The 16,261-nt window shown below is 70.5% G+C and carries 13 protein-coding genes and 1 pseudogene; 6 read left to right on the top strand and 8 right to left on the bottom strand.

Features of this window, described 5'->3' with window-relative positions:
- Nucleotides 1-38 precede the first annotated feature (38 nt).
- Nucleotides 39-869, top strand: a complete 831-nt coding sequence (locus tag EV671_RS20605; protein ID WP_132575279.1) for an alpha/beta hydrolase — start codon at nt 39-41, stop codon at nt 867-869.
- A 4-nt stretch (nt 870-873) separates the two neighbouring features.
- On the opposite strand, the gene EV671_RS20600 is transcribed toward EV671_RS20605, so the two are convergent.
- Nucleotides 874-1,794, bottom strand: coding sequence for a patatin-like phospholipase family protein (locus tag EV671_RS20600; protein ID WP_132575277.1), 921 nt, complete (start codon nt 1,792-1,794; stop codon nt 874-876).
- 48 nt (nt 1,795-1,842) lie between these two features.
- Nucleotides 1,843-2,268 carry an Lrp/AsnC family transcriptional regulator gene (locus EV671_RS20595; protein ID WP_132575275.1) on the bottom strand — a complete coding sequence of 142 codons (426 nt, stop codon included), beginning with the start codon at nt 2,266-2,268 and terminating at the stop codon, nt 1,843-1,845.
- A gap of 125 nt (nt 2,269-2,393) precedes the next feature.
- Here EV671_RS20595 and EV671_RS20590 point away from each other — a divergent pair, with 125 nt between their 5' ends.
- A complete protein-coding gene (locus EV671_RS20590) occupies nt 2,394-3,431 on the top strand; it encodes an ornithine cyclodeaminase (RefSeq protein ID WP_132575273.1) in 1,038 nt (345 codons plus the stop codon).
- A gap of 363 nt (nt 3,432-3,794) precedes the next feature.
- Complete coding sequence (locus tag EV671_RS20585) at nt 3,795-4,706, top strand: DUF4399 domain-containing protein (RefSeq protein WP_132575271.1); 912 nt, start codon at nt 3,795-3,797, stop codon at nt 4,704-4,706.
- On the opposite strand, the gene EV671_RS20580 is transcribed toward EV671_RS20585, so the two are convergent.
- The 4 genes from EV671_RS20580 to phaR form a co-directional block, all read right to left on the bottom strand.
- Complete coding sequence (locus EV671_RS20580) at nt 4,703-7,636, bottom strand: HD domain-containing phosphohydrolase (protein ID WP_207911213.1); 2,934 nt, start codon at nt 7,634-7,636, stop codon at nt 4,703-4,705. The two genes, EV671_RS20585 and EV671_RS20580, sit on opposite strands and share 4 nt — an antisense overlap.
- A gap of 109 nt (nt 7,637-7,745) precedes the next feature.
- Nucleotides 7,746-8,936 carry a PLP-dependent transferase gene (locus tag EV671_RS20575; protein ID WP_132575267.1) on the bottom strand — a complete coding sequence of 397 codons (1,191 nt, stop codon included), beginning with the start codon at nt 8,934-8,936 and terminating at the stop codon, nt 7,746-7,748.
- 85 nt (nt 8,937-9,021) lie between these two features.
- Complete coding sequence (gene rimO, locus EV671_RS20570) at nt 9,022-10,404, bottom strand: 30S ribosomal protein S12 methylthiotransferase RimO (protein WP_132575265.1); 1,383 nt, start codon at nt 10,402-10,404, stop codon at nt 9,022-9,024.
- A 26-nt stretch (nt 10,405-10,430) separates the two neighbouring features.
- Nucleotides 10,431-10,985, bottom strand: a complete 555-nt coding sequence (gene phaR, locus EV671_RS20565; protein WP_132575263.1) for a polyhydroxyalkanoate synthesis repressor PhaR — start codon at nt 10,983-10,985, stop codon at nt 10,431-10,433.
- 173 nt (nt 10,986-11,158) lie between these two features.
- On the opposite strand from phaR, the gene EV671_RS20560 reads away from it, so the two are divergent.
- Both EV671_RS20560 and EV671_RS20555 read left to right on the top strand, forming a co-directional pair.
- Nucleotides 11,159-12,013 carry a polysaccharide deacetylase family protein gene (locus tag EV671_RS20560; protein WP_132575261.1) on the top strand — a complete coding sequence of 285 codons (855 nt, stop codon included), beginning with the start codon at nt 11,159-11,161 and terminating at the stop codon, nt 12,011-12,013.
- Nucleotides 12,010-13,269, top strand: coding sequence for a putative glycoside hydrolase (locus EV671_RS20555; protein WP_132575259.1), 1,260 nt, complete (start codon nt 12,010-12,012; stop codon nt 13,267-13,269). The genes EV671_RS20560 and EV671_RS20555 overlap by 4 nt, the downstream gene beginning before the upstream one ends.
- Here the strand turns inward: EV671_RS20555 and EV671_RS26850 are convergent.
- Nucleotides 13,224-14,651 carry a phenylacetate--CoA ligase family protein gene (locus EV671_RS26850; RefSeq protein WP_165917659.1) on the bottom strand — a complete coding sequence of 476 codons (1,428 nt, stop codon included), beginning with the start codon at nt 14,649-14,651 and terminating at the stop codon, nt 13,224-13,226. The genes EV671_RS20555 and EV671_RS26850 overlap by 46 nt on opposite strands.
- 180 nt (nt 14,652-14,831) lie before the next feature.
- On the opposite strand from EV671_RS26850, the gene EV671_RS26845 reads away from it, so the two are divergent.
- Nucleotides 14,832-15,824, top strand: a complete 993-nt coding sequence (locus EV671_RS26845; protein ID WP_165917662.1) for a zinc-dependent alcohol dehydrogenase family protein — start codon at nt 14,832-14,834, stop codon at nt 15,822-15,824.
- Nucleotides 15,825-15,992: 168 nt separating this feature from the next.
- Here the strand turns inward: EV671_RS26845 and EV671_RS28015 are convergent.
- Nucleotides 15,993-16,160: pseudogene (locus EV671_RS28015) on the bottom strand (ECF-type sigma factor); the annotation flags it as partial.
- Nucleotides 16,161-16,261: the final 101 nt, after the last annotated feature.

The following is a 16,261-nucleotide window of genomic DNA, read 5'->3' as shown; positions in this document are numbered from 1 at the left end:
ACATAATCGCGCCCTGCCCTTCACCGGACCACGCGACGATGACGACGATCACCACCGACGACGGCCTGCAACTCCAGCTGCGCCACTGGCCCGCCATCGCCGAGCCTGCGCGCGGCCAGCTGCTGCTGGTGCATGGCCTGGGCGAGCACATCGGCCGCTATGCCCATGTCGCCGCGGCGCTGAACGCCCAGGGCTGGGACGTACATGGCTGGGACCATCGCGGCCACGGCCGCAGCCAGGGCCGGCGCGGCGACATCCCCGACCACGACGCCCTGCTGCGGGACACCGCCCGCGTCATCGATGCCGTGCGCCAGCCCGGCCGGCGCTTCGTGATGCTGGGCCACAGCATGGGCGGCCTCGTCGCTGCGCGCTTCGCCGCCGAGGCCCTGGCCGCGCAGCCGGCCACCTGGAGCCGGCCTCTCGATGCGCTGGTGCTGTCCTCGCCCGCGCTGGACGCGGGCCTGTCGGGCCTGCAGAAGCTGCTGCTCGCGGTGGCCGGCTCGCTGGCCCCCGGCCTGGCCGTCGGCAACGGCCTCAAGCCCGAGTGGATCTGCCGCGACCCGGCCGTCGTGCAGGCCTACACGAACGACCCGCTGGTGCACGACCGCATCACCGCGCGGCTGACGCGCTTCATCGTCGACGGCGGTGCCCAGGTCATCGCCGCCGCGCCGCGCTGGACGCTGCCGACGCTGCTGATGTGGGCCGGCGCGGACCGCTGCGTCGCGCCGCGCGGTAGCGAGGCCTTCGCCGCGGCGGCGCCCAGGAGCGTCGTCACCTGCCGCCCCTGGCCGGGTTTTGCGCACGAGATCTTCAACGAGCCCGAGAAGGCCGAGGTCATCGCAGCCCTGATGGGCTGGCTGGCGCGCTGAGGGTTCAGCGCGTCTTTTCGGCGATGCGCTGCCGGATCAGCGGCAGCATCGCCAGCCCAGCCTCGCGGCCGGCCTGGATGGCACGGCGCCGCGCCGTGAAGTCGGCGCTGCCGACGCCGTCCAGCCGGGGGCGGATGACGATGTCGGCATCCCGCAGTTCGAAGCCGTTGATGCTGCGGCCCATGATGGAGAAGGTCTGCATCAGCATGCGGAAGGCGTCGCCGGGAGGGTCCTTCTCGGGCGGCGAGCTGATGTCCACCGCGATGACGAGCTGGGCGCCCATCTCGCGCGCGAAGCGCACCGGCACGGGCGACACGAGCCCCCCGTCGACGTACTCGCGCTGGCCGATCTTGACCGGCTGGAACACGGCCGGCACCGCACTCGATGCGCGCACGGCCGTGCCGGTGTCGCCACTGCGGAACAGGATGGGCGAGCCGTCGGACAGGTCGGTCGCGACAATGCCTAGCGGCAGGGCCATCTGCTCGATGCCGCGGCCGCCAGTCTTCTCGCGGATGAAGCGCGCCAGCGCCTCGCCGCGGATCAGGCCGCGCAGCGGGAAGGACCAGTCCGTGATCGCACCCTCGTCCATGGACTCGGCCAGGGTCTGCATCTCCTTGCCGTTCTTGCCCGAGGCGTAGAGCGAAGCCACCAGGCTGCCGGCCGAGGTGCCGGCGACGAGGTCGACCTTGATGCCATGCTCTTCCAGCACCTGGATGACGCCGATGTGGGCGAAGCCGCGCGCCGCGCCGCCCCCCAGCGCCAGGCCGACGCGGGGTGGCCTGGGCGCGGGTTTGACGACGGGCGGCGGCTCGACCGGCGGCGTGACAACGGGAGGCTGGGGCGTCTGCGTGGGCAGCACGGAGCAGCCGGCCAGCAGCGCGAAGGAAGCCGCGAGCCAGGCGCGGCGGATCAGGGCAGGGGTCATGTCGAAAGGGTGGCCAGGAGCTGGCCTCGGAAAGCGCCGCGCACGATATCAGCCCAGCTTGTAGCTCTGCAGATGGATGCTGGTCTCGGTGCCGGCAATCCCCTTGATGAGGCGCACACGCTCCAGCACCTCGGCCAGCTCCTGCAGGCTGGAGCTGCTGATCTCGGCCAGCAGGTCCCAGCGGCCGTTGGTGTCGAACAGGCCCGTGATGCCCGGCTCGCCGAGCAGCATGGCGACGACCTCGCGGGTGCGGTTGCCGTCGACGGTGATGCTCATCCAGGCCCGGATCTGGTCGGGCACCGCATCGGGCCGCAGCCGCACCGTGTAGCCGGTGATGACGCCGCCGTCCTCCAGCCGCGCGATGCGGTTGGTGACGGTGCCGCGCGACACCTTGAGCTTGGCCGCCAGCGTGGCGACGCTGGCACGGGCATCGGTGCGCAACAGCGCGAGGAGTTTCTGGTCGAGGGCGTCCATTTTGAACAGATTGGCAATTTCCATTGCCATTTTGCCAAATGGCAATGCATTACTGGTCAGGACTTGCGCTTCTGTTTGGCGGCCTGCGTCGGAAGAATCGCTCCAACAGCCCCAAGGAGACCGCCATGACCACCGTCCTCACCCCCCGCGATGTCGCCCGCCTCGTGCAGCGCGTGGGCCTTCCCGATTTACTGCGCCGCCTCGTCGCCTACCTCGAGGCGGACTATCTGCGCTGGGCCGAGTTCGACAAGACGCCCCGTGTCGCCGCCCATTCGCCCGACGGCGTCATCGAGCTGATGCCCATCGCTGACGCCAGCCTCTACAGCTTCAAATACGTCAACGGCCACCCCAAAAACCACCGCTTCGGCCTGCCGACCGTGATGGCTTTCGGCGTGCTCGCCGACGTGAACACCGGCGCCCCGGCGCTGCTGTCCGAGCTGACGCTGACCACCGCGATGCGCACCGCCGCCACCTCGGTCATGGTGGCCAAGCGGCTGGCCCGCCCGGGCAGCCGCGTGATGGCCCTGATCGGCAACGGCGCCCAGAGCGAGTTCCAGGCCCTGGCTTTCCATCACCTGCTGGGCATCCGCGAGCTGCGCCTCTTCGACATCGACCCGGCCGCCACGGCCAAGCTGCTCGCCCACCTCCAGGGCACGCCCGGCCTGACGCTGAGGGTCTGCACCTCCACGGCCGAGGCGGTGCGCGGCGCCGACATCGTCACCACCGTCACCGCCGACAAAACCAACGCCACCATCCTGACGCCCGAGCTGATCGAGCCCGGCATGCACATCAACGGCGTCGGCGGCGACTGCCCCGGCAAGACCGAGCTGCACCGCGGCGTGCTGGAGATGGCCCGCGTCATCGTCGAGTACGAGCCGCAATCGCGCGTCGAGGGCGACCTGCAGCAGATGCCGGCCGACTTCCCCGTCACCGAGTTCTGGCGCGTGCTGGCCGGTGCCGCGCCGGGCCGCGAAAGCGATGCCCAGGTCACCGTGTTCGACTCGGTCGGCTTCGCGCTGGAGGACTTCTCCGCGCTGCGCCTGCTGCACGACCTGAGCCGCCAGCTCGGCCTGGGCGCACCGCTGGAGCTGATCCCGCAGATGGCCGACCCCAAGGATCTGTTCGGCGAGCTGCAGCTGAACCACCGGCTTCAGGCGGCCTGAAAGCTGCCCCTCGCCCGGCCTCGCATCGCTGAACGCGAGCGAGTCCAGTCGGTCCCCCGCGGGGACGGCGATGCTTGCGGCATTGAGCCGCAAGCACATCGCCAGCGCGGGCCGGCTTGGGAACTGGAGTCGGACACAAGCAGTCCCTGCGGACTGCTTGTGCCTACGGAAGGCCTTGGGCCTCTGGCCCATGGCAGGCCCGGCGCTCGGCCCGCAGTACCCCGGCTTCATGCGTCGCGGGTGCAGCGACGCGGCATAGCGCACCGAGAACCTGTTCAGAGGCTGGCACGTCCGCACTCTTCACGACGCCTTCCGTCACAGGGCGCCACCACAATCGGTGGCAGTCCTTGACGGAAGGTTCGCATGGGTTCAGCCGTTCATCTCAACCGAGGCCGCGTCCTGCTTTGCGTGGCGGGCCTCGTGCCCGCCCTGGCCGCCGCCGAGCCCCTGCCCGCCGACCCGCTGGAACGCCAGTGCTGGCTGGCCCACACCGCCCAGCGCGCCGCGGTAGACCTGCGCGAACCGATCTCGGTGCACTTCAGCAATCTGAAGAACGGCTACCGCGTGCGCACGCCCTTCTGGGTCGAGTTCGGCGTGCGCGGCATGGGCGTCATCCCGGCCGGCAACCCCAACGAGAAGGCCGGCCACCACCACCTCCTCATCGACACGCCGCTGCCGCGCGACCACACGGCCCCCATCCCCTTCTCCGCCACCTACCGCCACTTCGGCAAGGGCCAGACCGGCACCGAACTGGACCTGCCGCCCGGCCGGCACACGCTGCGGCTGCTGTTCGCCGACCATGCCCACAAGCCCTATTTCGTCTTCAGCAACGAGATCGCAGTCGTCGTCACGGGCAAGCGCGGTGACATGCCAGCGCCCCGGGTCGAGGCAGGCAATGCCGGGAGCTGCGAGGCCTGGTACCAGGACCAGCTCGCCACGCCGCGCGCTTCCGCCAACCGTGAGGTCTATGTGAAGAACCTGCGCGACGACGAGGTGGTGTCCAGCCCCTTCACGGTGTCGCTGGGCGTGCTCGGCGCCGGCCTGGGCGTGGCGCCGGCCGGCAGCAGCATCAAGGACACCGGCCACTTTCAGCTGAGCTTCAGCCAGAAGGGCGGCGCCACGCAGCGCCAGAACCTCGCCGACGGCCGTACCGAGGCCATCGTCGACCTGCCGCTGGGTGACTACGAGCTGCAGGTCGCGCTGCAGGACGGCGGCGGCAATCTGCTGCTCAAGGGCACGCCGCTGCACTTCGGCGTGAACCGGCACGAACGCTAGGGTCGATAGGCCGCGAGGTCCGCCACGTCGACCCTTTCGGCCGGCATGAAGCGTTCTGCATAGGCAAGGCAGACACCGGCGCTCAGGAAGAGCGCGAACAGCTCGGGGTCCAGGTGCTGCTCGCGGACCATGCGCTGCATGATGGCCAGCGCCTCGGAAAGCCGCTTGCCGGGCTTGTAGGGCCGGTCGTCGGCCGTCAGCGCCTCGAAGACGTCGGCGATGGCCATCATGCGCGCCTGCGGACTCATGTCGGCGCCCTTGAGGCCCTTGGGGTAGCCGCGGCCGTCCATGCGCTCGTGGTGGCCGCCGGCCATCTCGGGCACGCCGCGCAGATGCTTGGGGAAAGGCAGCTCCTCCAGCATCTTGATGGTCTGCACGATATGGTCGTTGATCCGGTAGCGCTCCTCTTCGGTCAGCGTGCCGCGCGGGACGGCGAGGTTGTGCAGCTCGCCGCGGTGGTGCAGGTTCCCGGGCTGGTCCAGCCTGAAGCCCCAGCGGTTGTCGTCCGCGAGCCTGTCGCCGGCCGGGCGCGGCACGACATGCTCGGGCCGGTCCTGCAGCAGGGTCTCGGCGGCGGGCAGCGGCGGGCGCGGCCGGGGCAGGCGGCGCGACTCGTCGGCCGACAGGCCCAGCGAATCGTCCAGCGTGCGCTGCCAGCGCCGCTCGCCGATGCCGCGCAACCGCGCCAGCGCGCCGGGGTCCAGGGTCTCGCCGCCGACATTGCTGGCGGCGACGAAGGCGTAGTCGGCGTCCAGCTCGGCCAGCGGCCCGGCCGCTGCAGCGCGAGCGCGGGCGGTGCCCGCCTCGCCGAGCTCGGCCGCCAGCTTCTCGACCAGCACGTCGCGCTTGAGCACCTCGAAGCGGGTGCGGATCTCGTGGATGCGGTTGTAGAGGGTCTCGAGCTTGGTGGCCTTGTCGACGATGTATTCCGGCGTCGTGACCTTGCCGCAGTCGTGCAGCCAGGACGCAATGTGCAGGGCCTCCCACTGCTCGGCATCCATCGCGAAGCCGGCATAAGGCCCCTCGGTCGCGTCGCAGGCGGCCTGGGCCAGCAGGCGGGTCAGCTCCGGCACGCGCTGGCAGTGGCCGCCGGTGTAGGGGCTCTTGGCGTCGATGGCGCCGGCGACGAGCTGGATGAAGCTCTCCAGCAGTTCCTTGCGCGCGCGCAGCAGCAGCTGGTTGTCGATGGCCAGCGCCGCCGTGCCCGACAGCGCGCGCACGAAAGCCACCAGGGCCGCCCCCAGCGCTTCGGGCCGGCCCTGGGCGGGCAGCGGGAAGCTCAGTGTCAGCGTGCCCAGGGTCTCGTGCTGGCGGTTCTTCAGCGGCAGCGACAACAGACGCAGCCGCGCCGCGCCCAGGCCGGTGAACAGGGGTTGGTAGGCGGCCAGATGGGCCGGGTCGTCCCAGCGCAGCTCGGCCTCGATCGCGTCGTCGGCCCGCAGCGCCCGCACCGGCGCGCCGAGGCTGTCGGCCATGGCCAGGTCCCAGCTATAGCCGACCTCGGGGGCCACCGCGCCATGCAGTCGCGCGGCGACGGGCTCGAGCGTGCGGCCGTCCTCGGACAGCAGGTGCACGGCGCCGCCGCTCGCGCCGGTCACGGCGATGGTCTCGCGCAGGATCAGGTCCAGCAGCGCGTCGAAGTCGCGCTCGGCGCCGAGCGCGCCGCTGATGTCCAGGAAGCGTCGCAGCGAATGCTTCATGGCCGTCATCGCGAGGGCCAGCCGGTCGACCTCGCGGATCAGGCTGCGTGCCGGGTCGGGGCCGCCGAACTCGAAGCGCTCGATGGCCTCGGCCTGGCGCGCCAGATTGCGCAGCGGCCTGGACACGCGGTCGGCCAGCAGGTGCACCAGCGGCAGCAGCAACAGCACCAGGCCGAGCGAGATGTAGAAGCTGTGGCGGCGGCTCTCGATCTGGAAGGCCTGCAGCTCGTCGCGTGGTGCGGCCATCAGCAGCACCAGCGGCGCGCCGGCCTCGACGGACCCGGCCAGCGGAAGCGCATGGCTGACCCATTCGCGGCCCTCGAGGGTCTGCACCGGTGCAAGCCGCCCCCCGGCGTCGCGCTGCTGCCAGAGCGCGCGCATCAGCGGCGACGCGGACTCGACGACGCGCGGCAGGTTCTGCCCGCCCTTCATCTGCACCCCCTGCCCGCGCCGCGCCTCGGCCAGCATCTCGCCGCCCTCGGTCGCGATCAGCAGTTCCGCCGAGTGGCTGATCTGCGGCTTGCCCAACATCTCGCCGAGTGCCTGCAGGCTGACGTCGGCCCCGACGACGCTGGCGCCACGCGCCTGGGCCAGCGTCACGCCAGGCTCGCCGGTCGTGAAGAAGCGGTAGGGCGCCGACTGCACGACGCCACCATCGGCCGCACGCCGCGCCAGCACATACCAGGGCCGGGTGCGCGGGTCGAACTCGTAGTCGGGCCGCTCGCGCCGCTGCAGTTCGCGCATCGCGGCGTCGTAGAAGCGGTAGGCGCCGTGTGCGTTGCCGGTGGCGCCGCGCTCCACGCTCTGCAGCGCGAAGGCAGCTTCGGCCGGCGCGTCCATGCGCGAGCGCGTGGCCGGGTCGGCCAGGCGGCGCAGCAGCACGAAGGCGCCGTCCGCCGTGCCGGCATACACGGCCGACACCGAAGCATTGCCGTGCAGGGCCGCGGCCATCTGCGGCAGCGCCGCCAGGCGCTCGGCCTCGCTGCCCGCGCGGCCCAGCGCGCCGGCCGCCAGCAGGGCGACGCTGACGCGCGCGGGCCTCAGCTCGGCCTCGACCGTCGCCGCCGCCTCCTGGCCGATGCGCTTTGCCGCGGCACCGGCCTGCTGCAGCATCAGCGCATCGCTGCGCGAGCGCTCGTGCAGCATCAGCACGCCGAACACCAGGGCCACCAGGCCGACCATCAAAAAGCTCAGCGTGAAGTAGAGCGTCCTGGGCTTGAGCTGCTGCATGGGCGCAGTATCTGCGCTGGACATGACGCGCAGGCGATCCGGCCGCCGACTACGGCGGTCAGCGCGACGGATTCGACGCGCCGGCTCGCGCGATCACGTTCAGTTCAGTTCAGACCGGGGCCGCGAGCATGCCCAGCGCCTGCTCGATGTCGGCCTTCAGATCGGCACCGTCCTCCAGGCCGATCGCGAAGCGCACCAGCCGGCCGCCATCGAAGGGCAGCGGCAGATTGCGGCTGCGGCTCATGTCGTAGGGCACGGCCAGGCTCATCGGGCCGGCCCAGGAATAGCCGATGCCGAACAGCTGCAGCGCGTCGACGAAGGCGTCGACCTGCGCGGCGCTGTACTGCGGCTGGAAGACCGCCGAGAACAGGCAGGCCGCGCCGGCAGCGCCGACCGCGAGCCAGTTCTCGTGGCCCGGCGAGCCCGGCAGCGCCGGATGGAGGACCCGCGCCACCTCGGGCCGGCCGGCCATCCAGCTGGCGAGCTGGCGCGTGGCGCGGTCCTGGGCCGCATAGCGCAGCGGCAGGGTCGGCAGGCCCCGCAGCACCAGTTCCACGTCGTTCTGGCCCAGGCCGTAGCCGAGATGCTCGTGCGCGTAATTGAGCTGGTCGTGCAGGCGGCGATCGCGGGTGCAGACCGAGCCCATCAGCACGTCGGCGCCGCCGCTGGGGTATTTGGTCAGCGCCTGCATGACGATGTCGGCGCCCAGGCCCGGGTGCGTGCCCGGCGCCGGCTCGAAGCCGTTGAAGGCCAGGCCCGCGCCCCAGGTGTTGTCCAACGCCGTGACGACGCCGCGGGCGCGGCAGGCCGCCAGCGTGCCGAGCAGGTCAGGGAACTCCAACGTGATCGAGCCGGCGGCCTCCAGCCAGACGAGCCGGGTGTTGTCGCGCAGCTCGGGCACCGTCAGCGGGTCGTAGAAGCGGTGCGTGACGCCCCATTGCGGCAGCCAGGACTCGGTCAGGTAGCGATTCTGGCCGTAGACGTTGTCGGGCACCAGCACCTCGTCGCCCGGGCGCAGCATGGCCAGCGACGGCAGCGTGACGGCGGCCAGGCCGCTGGGCACGAGCAGGCAGTGCTCGGCATGCTCCAGCGTCGCCAGCCGCGCCGCCAGCGTGTAGCTGGTGGGCGTGCCGTGCAGGCCGTAGCGGTAGGTCAGGCCATCGCGCGGCCTCGGCTTGTGCAGGTCTGCCGTGTCCTTGAAGAGCACGGTCGAGGCCTTGGCCACCGGCACCGGCACCGCGTCCCAGCCCTCGGGAGCGCGGTAGGGATGGTGGATCAGCTCGGTCGCCGGCTTTTTCATGTGAGCCCCTCGTCCGTCGAGTACGACGGACGATTCCCCGAGGGGATGCGGGCCGGCTCGGGAGCGGCCCAGCGCTCGGCCCACGTCATACCAGCGACGCGACCAGGTCGTGGCCATCGGCCGCGACGACGCGGGCACGCACGAAGTCGCCGACCTTCATCGTCTTGCTGGCCTTCTCGGGCGGCAGGATCTTCACGCTGCCGTCGATCTCGGGCGCATCCGCGTAGGACCGCCCCACCCCGCCCTTGCGGCCCAGCGCCGGCGCGGCATCGACCAGCACCTGCAGTGTCTGGCCCACGCGGGCCTGCAGCTTGGCGGCCGACACCTGCTCGGCCACGGCCATGAAGCGCGCGCGGCGCTCCTCGCGCACCTCGTCGGGCAGCGCCCCAGGGATGTCGTTGGCGCTAGCGCCTTCGACCGGCGAATAGGCGAAGCAGCCGGCGCGGTCGATCCTGGCTTCCTGCATGAAATCCAGCAGATGCTGGAACTCGGCTTCGGTCTCGCCGGGGAAGCCGGCGATGAAGGTCGAGCGGATGACGAGATCCGGGCAGGCCTCGCGCCAGCGCAGGATGCGCTCCATGTTCTTCTCGCCGTTGGCCGGGCGCTTCATGCGCTTGAGCACGTCGGGATGGGAATGCTGGAAGGGCACGTCGAGATAGGGCAGCACCAGGCCTTGACCCATCAGCGGCAGCACCTCGTCCACGTGCGGATAGGGGTAGACATAGTGCAGGCGCACCCAGGCGCCATAAGGCTTGGCGATCTCGCCGAGCTGGGCGACCAGGTCCAGCATGCGGGTCTTGACCGGCTTGCCGTCCCAAAAGCCGGTGCGGTACTTCACGTCCACGCCGTAGGCCGAGGTGTCCTGGCTGATGACCAGCAGCTCCTTCACGCCGCTCTCGAACAGCGCGCGCGCCTCGTTCAGCACGTCGCCGATGGGGCGGGAGACGAGGTCGCCGCGCATGCTGGGGATGATGCAGAAGGAGCAGCGGTGGTTGCAGCCCTCGCTGATCTTCAGGTAGGCGTAATGCTTGGGCGTGAGCTTGATGCCATAGCTGGGCACCAGGTCGACGAAGGGGTCGTGGGGCTTGGGCACATGGGTATGCACCGCGTCCATGACCTCCTGCGTCGCATGCGGGCCGGTCACGGCCAAGACGCTGGGGTGGATCTCGCGCACCAGGCTGCCGGCGTCGCTGCTGGCATGGCCGGCCTTGGCGCCCAGGCAGCCGGTGACGATGACCTTGCCGTTCTCGGCCAGGGCCTCGCCGATGGTGTCCAGGCTCTCCTTGACCGCGTCGTCGATGAAACCGCAGGTGTTGACGATCACCAGGTCGGCACCGGCGAAGGTCTTGGAGGTCTCGTAGCCCTCGGCGCGGAGCTGGGTCAGGATCAGCTCGGAGTCGGTCAGGGCTTTCGGGCAGCCGAGACTGACGAAGCCGATCTTCGGGACGGAGGTGGTCGTTTCGTTCATCGCCGTATTTTCGGCGATGTGCGACTTCAGGGCTTTTTGCTGCCCGGCGGCACGCCGAAGGGGAACATCGCGCCGGCGTTCTTCAGCTGCTCCTGCCACTGGTTCATCAGCGTCTTGGACTGCTCGGCCACCTGTGTCGGCAAAGCGCCCATCAGGCCCGTCCAGGCCTCGGGGGTGAAGGGCATGCCGGGCGTCTGCTCGGTGAAGCGCTGCTGCATGTCGGTGAAGGCCTGCATCTGGCGCTCCAGCAGGCCGCCCATGACGCCCTGCATCGCATGGCCGTAGAAGCGGATGATCTGGGCCAGGGACGCGGTGGAGAACATCGGCACGCCGCCGGTTTCTTCCTCCAGGATGATCTGCAGCAGGATGGCGCGGGTCAGGTCTTCCTGGGTCTTGGCGTCGTGCACCTCGAAGTCGACGCCGTCCAGCACCATGCGCTTCACGTCGGCCAGCGTGATGTAGCTGCTGGTCTGGGTGTCGTACAGGCGGCGGTTGGGGTACTTCTTGAGGACGCGCAGGCCGGGCTTGGCTTCGCCGGTTTGCTCGTTCGTCGTCGCCGCCTTCTTGCGGGCTGTCGCCATGCGGATGTCTCCTGTGCAGTGCAGCAAATTCTAGGCAGCCGCTGACGCCCTCATCGGACGGGTTTACCTGGGGTGAACCCGCTCCGGGCTTGCAGGGCCTCAATTGCCCTGCTTCCAGGTGAGTCTTGCGCCGCGTCAAGTCCGCACGACGCCAACGGGACCATCATTTGCCCATGACCTTGCCGGCAACACCGCGCAGCCTTTCGGCCACGGGAGCAGGCCTTGTCGACCGCAGGCGCCGCGCCCTCGTCTGCAGCCTCGCCGGCGCTGCAGCCTGGGCTGGCGCGCCTGCCGCCTTGGCAGCGGCGGCGCGGCATGTGCCCATTCTGGTGTTCCACCGTTTCGCGGCTGCCGCCCTCGACAGCATGACGCTGCGCGTCGCGAACTTCGAGTCGCAGTTGCGCATGCTCGAGCGCTTCTCCTGCCAAGTGATCCCGCTGTCCGAATGGGTGGCCTGGCGGTTGGCGGGGGCCGCTGGCGCGTCGCTGCCGCCACGCGCCGTCGTGCTCACGGCCGACGACGGCCACCGGTCGCAGTTCGAGGTGATGGCGCCGCTGCTGCGAGAGCGCAACTGGCCGGTGACGCTGTTCGTTTACCCCTCCGCCATCTCCAACGCCGCCTACGCGATGACCTGGCCCCAGCTGCGCGAGCTGGCAGCCAGCCCGCTGGTCTCGGTGCAGTCGCACACCTTCTGGCATCCCAACCTGCTGCGCGAGCGCGAGCGCATGCCGCCGGACGCCTTCCGGCGCTTCGCCGCCGACCAGCTGACCCGTTCGCGCAGCACGCTGGAGCAGCGCCTGTCACGCCCCGTCGACCTGCTGGCCTGGCCCTTCGGCCTCAGCGACGAGGGCCTGGCCCTGCAGGCCGCCGAGGCCGGCTACCAGGCGGCGTTCGCGCTGGGCAACCGCTCGGCCAGCGCCGCCGACCCGCCGTTCGCCGTGCCGCGCCATCTGATGGTCGACAGCGTCGATGCCCATCAGCTCGCGGCGCGGCTGCAGGCCGCCTTCAGCAGCGAGGCGCCACCATGAGAGCGGCTGCGTCGATCTGGCTCGCCCTTGTGCTGGGCATCGCGGCGTTGCCCGCACGCGCCCTGGACGGCATGGTGAAGGACGCCGAGACGGGCCGCCCCATCCCGTTCGCCAGCGTGGTGGTCGGCGCCGAGGTCCGGCGCTGCGATGCCCAGGGCCGCTTCGAGGTGGGCGAACCCGTCGCGGGCGGCCCGATCACCGCGCGCGCGCCGGGCTATGCGAGGTACCGGGGCACGGTCGCGCCGTCCGCGCCGCTCGCGCTCGCGCTGAAGCCCTTGCGGCCCAAGGCCCTGTATCTGTCGGTCTACGGCATCGGCAGCGCCAAGCTGCGCGGCGATGCGCTGAAGTTGATCGACGACACGGAGCTGAACGCGCTGGTGATCGACGTGAAGGGCGACCGCGGCCTGGTGCCCTACCCCAGCGCGGCGCTGACCGCGGCCGGCCTGGCGCAGACGCTGGTCACGGTGCGCGACATGGCGGCCCTGGTGCGCAGCCTGCACGAGCGCGGGCTCTACCTGATCGCCCGCATCGTCACCTTCAAGGACGAGCCCTATGCCACGGCCCACCCGGAATGGGCCGTGCACGACGCCCAGGGCGCCGTGTGGAAGGACCGCGAGGGCCTGGCCTGGATAGACCCGTTCCGCCGCATGGCCTGGGAGCGCAATCTGGCGCTTGCCGAGGAGGCGGCCGTGCTCGGCTTCGACGAGATCCAGTTCGACTACCTGCGCTTCCCCGACGCCAGCGGCCTGGCCTTCTCGGAGCCCGATACCGAAGACCGCCGCATCGCGGCGATCGGCGGCTTTCTCGACGCGGCCCAGCAGCGGCTGGGGCGCTACAACGTCTTCGTCGCCGCCGACATCTTTGGCTACGTGACCTGGAACAGCAACGACACGCACATCGGCCAGCAGCTCGAAGCCATCGCCGGGCATGTCGACTACCTCTCGCCCATGCTCTACCCCTCGGGGTTCAGCTTCGGCATTCCCGGCTACCGCGACCCGGTTGCCGCGCCCTACGAGATCGTGCAGCGCAGCCTGCAGCGGGCGCTTGCGCGCACCGGCCTGCCAGGCACGCGCTTTCGCCCCTGGCTGCAGGCCTTCCGCGACTATGCGTTCGACCGGCGCGTCTTCGGCGAACACGAGATCCGCGCGCAGATCGAGGCGGCCGACGCCGTGGGCACCAATGGCTGGATGCTGTGGAACCCGGGCAACCGCTACGCGGAGGCCGGGCTGGAGCCTGAGACCTCACCCCTGCCCTGAGACCGGGCCTGGACCGCGACAATGCGCCGCAGCTTTCCGCTGCGCTGCTCCCGTTGCGGTGCGGCCCGGCTGAACCGGGTTCGTAGGCCGGCGACGCGGTGCTGCCGCAGATACGCCAGCAACACCGCCCGCAGCCTCTCGTAGGCCGCAGGCGCGTCCGGTAGCTCGGCGTCGAAGCGCACCTCGATCACCGCGCTGCCGCGGCACAGCAGCTGGAAATGCGTGATGCCGGCACCCTCCTCGATCACGGTCTCCAAGGCCAGCGGAAGGACCGGGACCGGTCCGCCCTGCGCGTCCTGGAACCGCAGTATGTCGTCGGAGCGGCCGTCGACCTCGATCACGCGGAACCGATCCCCGCAGGGACAGGGCCGCGGGGCGAACCGCACCCGGTCCGTGAGCTGATAGCGCAGCAGCGGCTGGACCAGATTGGCCAGGTTCGTCAGCAGCACGGAAGCGGAGAAGCCGTCGCCGGACAGGGGCTGCAGGTTGGCGTCCACCGGCTCCAGGATCACCCAGTCCTCGTTGACATGCAGGTTCCCGAACCGGCATTCGGAGGCGATGGAGAAGAACTCCGAGGCACCGTAGTTGTTTCGGACGGGGCATTGGAAGGCTGCCTGGATCAGCGCGCGCTGGCCGGGCGTGAACTGCTCGCCACCCAGCCAGACCTCGGTCAGGTCCAGCCCCAGGGTGCCGGACAGTTGCCGCTCCGCCAGCAGCACCGCCGCGCTCGGATAGCAGATCAGGACGGTGGGATCGATCACCGCGAGTTGCTCCGCGATGCGCGCGACCGGCTCCAGCGCAGAGACCACCTGGATCGTCGGCCGGCCGTGCGTGGCACGCCGCATGCGCTCCAGGCTGACGAAGCCGGCGAAATGCCCTCCCGTGGCCCCCACGAAGGCGAAGCGCTGGTCCAGGCCCCACAGCGGGTTGAGGTTGTCCAGCGGCGCGCGCCCGCGCAGGCGCAGCGAGTCGATGGCGTCGTAGGCCGCCATGCTGGTGGCGTCCTGGATGAAGTAGCCCATCTCGCCCGATGTTCCCGAGCTCGTCCAGACCAGATACCTGCCCAGCCAGGGGCTGGCGGCCCTCTGCGGATCGGCGACGAAGGACTCCAGCGCCGCGCGCGTGATGCGGCGGTCGGTCGCCCAGTCGTCGAAGCAGGCCATCAGCTCGTGCTTGGTGGTCGGCCTGAAGTCGCACAGCCTGCCGCCGCCACGCTTTTTGTAGAAGGGCGAGGCCGACAGGGCCTGGTCGATGAGCCTGGCCAGGCGCCGCTGGCGCATGGCCAGCCCCACGGTCTCCGGATGGAGGCCGGACCACCAGGTCGCGGACCATGCGCCCGCGTAGAGCCAGGCGTCCGGATTCAAGGTTGCCAAGGAGGCCATGTGGGCCATTTCGCCAGCGCTCCCGCCATTGACCGCAGAAAGCATTTTGCGCGGCAGGCCGTTCAGCGGGGACGCCCATTGGCATGTTGCGCGCGACACCGGCCGCAGCACTTGCGCTCGATCAATGCCTGGGCGCCGCCGCCGCCCAGAATACCGCTGCGAGGAGTTGTGATGAAGACGATGCAAGCCATGGTCCTTGGGCACCCGAAGCAGGCGCTTCAGCTGCAGGACCGCCCCTTGCCCGAACCGCCGGCCGGGGAGGTCCGTCTGCGCGTGCTGGCCTGCGCCGTGTGCCGCACCGACCTGCACGTCATCGACGGCGAGCTGCCGCAGGCGCGCTACCCCATCGTGCCCGGCCACGAGATCGTCGGCGAGGTCGAGGCGCTGGGCCCCGGTGCCGATGGCCTCTGCGTCGGCCAGATCGTCGGCCTGCCCTGGCTGGGCGGGGCCTGTTGCAGCTGCCGCTATTGCATCGATGGCGACGAGAACCTGTGCGACCGGCCGCAGTTCACGGGCTGCAGCCGCGACGGTGGTTTCGCGACTCATGTGCTCGCACGCGCGGCCTTCTGCCTGCCGCTCGGCGCATCGCAATGCGCCGACCCCGAGCACACGGCGCCCCTGCTGTGCGCAGGCCTGATCGGCTGGCGCGCCCTGCGCGCGGCGGGCGACGGCGCCAGGGTGCTGGGCCTGTATGGCTTCGGTGCCGCCGCTCACCTGATCGCGCAGGTGGCCGCCCACCAGGGGCGCAAGGTCTTTGCGTTCACGCGCGCGGGCGACACGGCGGGCCAGCAGTTCGCCCTCTCGATGGGCGCCAGCTGGGCCGGTGGCTCGGGCGAGGCACCACCCGAGCCTGTCGACGCGGCGCTGATCTTCGCGCCGGCGGGCGAACTGGTGCCGCAGGCGCTGCAGGCGGTGCGCAAGGGCGGCAGGGTGGTCTGCGGCGGCATCCACATGAGCGACATCCCCTCCTTCCCCTACCGGCTGCTGTGGGAGGAACGCCGGATCCTTTCGGTCGCCAACCTCACGCGACAGGACGGCCGGGAGTTCCTGGCAGCCGCAGCCCGCTTGCCGCTGCGGGTGCGCACGACCCGCTATGCGTTGGCCGATGCGAATGCGGCGGTCGGCGATCTGCGCGCGGGCAGGCTCAACGGCGCCGCCGTCCTCGTGCCCTGAGGCCTCGGGCATCGTCAAGGCTGTTCGCGGCGATCGGAATCCGCTGCCACAGGGTTCAAGTCGTAGGCCGGTCTGCGTCCGATTGCCGGCGCGAAAGCCACAGCCGATGCGTTCCAGCAAATCCAGCGCAGCGTCCACGGCCAGCAATCGGCTGTCATCGACCATCCCGGGCTCGGCGCCCGTGGTCAGCGTCACCAGCTGCTGCCCGCCGCCTCGCTTGAGCGACTGTTGCTCGCGCACATGGTCGATCACGACGCTGCGCATGACGCGCCCGACATAGCCAAAGAAGGCCGGGCGATCGGTCGGGAGTACCTGGCGATTGTTGGCCAGGCGCAAAAAGCTGGCTCTCTTGAATTTCAAGTGGGTTGCCGGGCGTGAGGGTTGATCGCGCTGAAGTCGAGCTTGCCCGCGATCAGGAAGATGACAGTCTGGATGGT

Source organism: Roseateles saccharophilus, from assembly GCF_004342485.1.
Classification (GTDB): domain Bacteria; phylum Pseudomonadota; class Gammaproteobacteria; order Burkholderiales; family Burkholderiaceae_C; genus Pelomonas; species Pelomonas saccharophila.
The sequence above is the reverse complement of the archived record's forward strand: the minus strand, read 5'-3'. Positions and strand labels throughout refer to the sequence as shown.

Excerpts from the sequence above, each read along its gene's own strand:
- rimO (WP_132575265.1), bottom strand. The coding sequence starts at position 10,404 with ATGAACGAAACGACCACCTCCGTCCCGAAGATCGGCTTCGTCAGTCTC.
- EV671_RS20560 (WP_132575261.1), top strand. The coding sequence starts at position 11,159 with ATGACCTTGCCGGCAACACCGCGCAGCCTTTCGGCCACGGGAGCAGGC.
- EV671_RS20605 (WP_132575279.1), top strand. The coding sequence starts at position 39 with ATGACGACGATCACCACCGACGACGGCCTGCAACTCCAGCTGCGCCAC.
- EV671_RS20590 (WP_132575273.1), top strand. The coding sequence starts at position 2,394 with ATGACCACCGTCCTCACCCCCCGCGATGTCGCCCGCCTCGTGCAGCGC.
- EV671_RS20595 (WP_132575275.1), bottom strand. The coding sequence starts at position 2,268 with ATGGACGCCCTCGACCAGAAACTCCTCGCGCTGTTGCGCACCGATGCC.
- EV671_RS20580 (WP_207911213.1), bottom strand. The coding sequence starts at position 7,636 with ATGCAGCAGCTCAAGCCCAGGACGCTCTACTTCACGCTGAGCTTTTTG.
- EV671_RS20575 (WP_132575267.1), bottom strand. The coding sequence starts at position 8,936 with ATGAAAAAGCCGGCGACCGAGCTGATCCACCATCCCTACCGCGCTCCC.
- phaR (WP_132575263.1), bottom strand. The coding sequence starts at position 10,985 with ATGGCGACAGCCCGCAAGAAGGCGGCGACGACGAACGAGCAAACCGGC.
- EV671_RS20555 (WP_132575259.1), top strand. The coding sequence starts at position 12,010 with ATGAGAGCGGCTGCGTCGATCTGGCTCGCCCTTGTGCTGGGCATCGCG.
- EV671_RS20585 (WP_132575271.1), top strand. The coding sequence starts at position 3,795 with ATGGGTTCAGCCGTTCATCTCAACCGAGGCCGCGTCCTGCTTTGCGTG.
- EV671_RS26845 (WP_165917662.1), top strand. The coding sequence starts at position 14,832 with ATGCAAGCCATGGTCCTTGGGCACCCGAAGCAGGCGCTTCAGCTGCAG.
- EV671_RS26850 (WP_165917659.1), bottom strand. The coding sequence starts at position 14,651 with ATGGCCTCCTTGGCAACCTTGAATCCGGACGCCTGGCTCTACGCGGGC.
- EV671_RS20600 (WP_132575277.1), bottom strand. The coding sequence starts at position 1,794 with ATGACCCCTGCCCTGATCCGCCGCGCCTGGCTCGCGGCTTCCTTCGCG.